Raw genomic sequence first — 3,079 nt, forward strand, 5'->3', positions numbered from 1 at the left:
ACAGCGGCGGCTACGCCGAGGTCGTGGTCACCTCCGCCGCCCTGGTCGCCCCACTGGACGGCCTGGACGTCGAGCCCGCCACCGCCGCGGCGCTGCCGTCCAACAGCACCACCGCCCTCCTGGTGCTCGACCGGGTGGCGCGTATCGAGCCCGGCCAGAGCGTCCTGGTCCACGCCGCGGCCGGGGGCGTGGGCAGCCAGCTGGGCCAGGCCGCCCATCTGCTGGGCGCGGGCCGCGTGGTGGGCACGGTCGGCGGCGAGGCCAAGGTCGAGACGGCCAGGGGCTTCGGCTACGACGAGGTCATCCTGCGCGACCGGCTCACCGGCGCCGGCGAGTTCGACATCGTGGTCGACATGGTCGGCGGCCCCACTCGCCGGGCCAGCCTGGAACGACTGGCACCGATGGGACGCCTGGTGGTGATGGGCAATGCCTCGGGAGCCGAGGACGTCGGCGTCCCGGCCAACGAACTGTGGTTCACCAACAAGACCGTCTCCGGCTTCAACCTGGCGGCGTTCTCCGGCGCCTTCCCGGAGGAGACGGGCCGGGCACTGCGCCGCGCGGTGGAGGCCGCGGCAAAGGGCGATCTGCGGGTACGGGTGGAGACGCTGCCGCTGGAGAGAGCGGCCGAGGCCCACCGCCGCATCGAGTCGGGGGCGACCACCGGCAAGCTGGTACTCGAGGTCGCGAAACCTTGATCCGCCTCCCGCCCACCGAGACCGACGGCGCGGCCGGACGACGGTCTGCCGGGCCGTCACCTCTCGCTCAGCGGATGCGGCGGATCAGGCCTGCCGCCACGCGGCCCACGATGAGGTACACGACGGCGGCGATTCCGTAGTTGACGAGGACCTCCACACGTTCGTCCTTGGGGACGAACATGTCGCGGAATCGCCATGCGAACCAGTCCGCCCAGTCGTTCACCGTTCGGACGATCGAGTTGTCGGGATTCGCGGAGAACACCGCGAACGCGATGTGCAGGGCGAGAAGCACGCAAATGATCATTGCGAGGATCCGGACGGCGTCGGCCGCCGTGGCGGAGACGCGGCGCACGCCCGTACGCAGGGGTTCGCCGTCGCGGGCTCGGCGTCCCGGTCCCCGGTGTGCGGTGGTCGCGGGCTCCGTCCGGGCCGTCGGATCTGTTCTCCCGGCGGTGCCGGACTCCTCGCCGTCGGCCTTAGCCGCCTTTTCTGACTCTTCCCGCCTTTTCGTCATATGCATTTCCTACTCGGGGGAGCGATCTGCCGGTGACGTGGTTTGGATGATCGGCACTGGGTATATCCGCATCGCGTTAACCGTTGTTTCGGGCTCGCTCTAATGCGAGTTCCGCCGGTGACGAAATCCATAGATCCAGATTTCGCGCAGACTCCGCGCCCTCCCACTCGGATCCCGTCGCATCGCCACTGCCGGGAGGGCGCGGGCACGCGGTCCCCGGGGCCGTACGTACCCTGGGGCCCGTGATCTCTGTGGGCTTCGACCTGGACCTGACTCTCGCCGACACCCGGAAGGGTATCGCCGCCGCCTTCGTCGCGCTCTCCGAGCGCACCGGCGTCCCCATCGACACCGCCGCCGTCGTGTCCCGGCTCGGGCCGCCGCTGGAGATGGAGCTGGCGAACTGGTTCCCCGCCGAGCGCGTGGACGAGATGGCCACGATCTACCGCGGCTTCTACGGCGACCTCGCGGTGCCCGCGACGGTGACCATGCCCGGCGCCGCCGAGGCCGTCGACGCGGTGAAGGCGTGCGGCGGACGCGTCATCGTGGTCACCGCCAAGAACCAGGTGCACGCCGAGGCGACCGTACGGGCCCTCGGCCTGAACGTGGACGACGTGGCGGGGGGACTCTTCAGTACCGCCAAGGGAACGGCACTGAGCCGTTTCGGTGCGACCGCGTACGTGGGCGATCACGTCGCCGACGTCGACGCGGCCCGGGCGGCCGGAGCGCGCAGCGTGGCCGTCGCCACCGGCCCGTACGACGCGGAGGCGCTTCTGGCGTACGGAGCCGATATCGTGTTGCCCGATTTGCGGGTTTTCCCGGAGACTTTGACCGAACTGATCAACCCAGGCCCCTCGTCGAGGCAATAACCTTGATATGGCCTGTCCGGACAAGAGCTAGCAACGAGGTCACCTGTGCCCAGTGGCAAGGTCAAGTGGTACAACGCCGACAAGGGGTTCGGCTTTCTCACCCGTGACGACGGCGGTGAGGTCTTCGTGCATTCCTCCGCGCTGCCCGCGGGGGTCGACTCGCTCAAACCCGGTCAGCGTGTGGAGTTCGGGGTCGTCGAGGGTCGCAAGGGCCAGCAGGCGCTGAGCGTACGCACCATCGACGCGCCGCCGTCGGTCGTCAAGTCCAAGCGCAAGAAGCCCGACGAGATGGTCATCCTGGTCGAGGACCTCATCAAGCTGCTCGAGGGGGTCTCCACCACCTACCGCCGGGGCAAGCACCCGGACGGCAAGATGGCCAAGAAGATCGGCGAGGTGCTGCGCGCGGTCGCCGACGACTTCGACCAGCAGTAGGCCCCTCAGGCCGCGGTGTCGGCCACGGTCGGCTCGCCCTCCGTACGGTCGCCTCCGCGGCGGCGCGCGGCGCGGCGGGCCGCCCGCCGGTAGATGAGCATGACCAGCGTGGTGGCCAGGGCGGCGGCGACGATCGCCAGGGCGATGTGGCCGTTCGAGGCGATGATCGACATGCCCAGGCCGGCCAGGCCGCCGAGCACCCAGACGAGCTGGTGGATCGTCTCCGACACGGCGAACGTGGAGGAACGGACCTCCTCGCCGATCTCGCGCTGAACGATGGCGTCGAGGCTGAGCTTGCCGAGCGACTGCCCGAGCGCGCCCACGAACGCGACCACGAGCGCCGCCACGAGGCCGAAGAACACCGCGCACACCGCGGCCGTCACCGTCGCGAACGCGAGCGTGCTGAGCACGATGCCCACCGGCGCGCGCGCCTTGAGCAGCGCGCCCATGGCCGTGCCCACGAGCCCGCCGGCGCCGGCCGCGGCGGCCAGCATGCCGAGCGCGATGTTGGGCGAGACCGGGTGGACGAACTCCTTGGTGCGCAGCAGGAACGCCAGGTAAAGGATCAGGAA

Annotated in this window: 4 protein-coding genes and 1 pseudogene; 3 read left to right on the top strand and 2 right to left on the bottom strand. The window is 70.1% G+C overall.

From position 1 onward, the window contains the following. The coding region (locus tag ACFFNX_RS46345) for a quinone oxidoreductase family protein (RefSeq protein WP_378212729.1) at nucleotides 1-695 on the top strand (695 nt) is incomplete at its 5' end. Between the two features lie 67 nt (nucleotides 696-762). Here the strand turns inward: ACFFNX_RS46345 and ACFFNX_RS46350 are convergent. After that, nucleotides 763-1,209, bottom strand: a complete 447-nt coding sequence (locus ACFFNX_RS46350) for a hypothetical protein (protein WP_378212730.1) — start codon at nucleotides 1,207-1,209, stop codon at nucleotides 763-765. Nucleotides 1,210-1,451: 242 nt separating this feature from the next. On the opposite strand from ACFFNX_RS46350, the gene ACFFNX_RS46355 reads away from it, so the two are divergent. Both ACFFNX_RS46355 and ACFFNX_RS46360 read left to right on the top strand, forming a co-directional pair. Then, nucleotides 1,452-2,075 (top strand): HAD family hydrolase, encoded by a 624-nt coding sequence (locus tag ACFFNX_RS46355; protein WP_378212731.1) that lies wholly within the window; start codon nucleotides 1,452-1,454, stop codon nucleotides 2,073-2,075. Between the two features lie 45 nt (nucleotides 2,076-2,120). Continuing rightward, the gene (locus ACFFNX_RS46360; RefSeq protein ID WP_285568473.1) at nucleotides 2,121-2,507 is read left to right on the top strand and encodes a cold-shock protein; all 387 of its coding nucleotides are present in this window, start codon (nucleotides 2,121-2,123) and stop codon (nucleotides 2,505-2,507) included. Between the two features lie 5 nt (nucleotides 2,508-2,512). Here ACFFNX_RS46360 and ACFFNX_RS46365 read toward each other — a convergent pair. Continuing rightward, nucleotides 2,513-3,079, bottom strand: a pseudogene (locus tag ACFFNX_RS46365) (MFS transporter); the annotation flags it as partial.

The organism is Actinoallomurus acaciae (assembly GCF_042429965.1).
Taxonomy (GTDB): Bacteria; Actinomycetota; Actinomycetes; order Streptosporangiales; family Streptosporangiaceae; genus Actinoallomurus; species Actinoallomurus acaciae.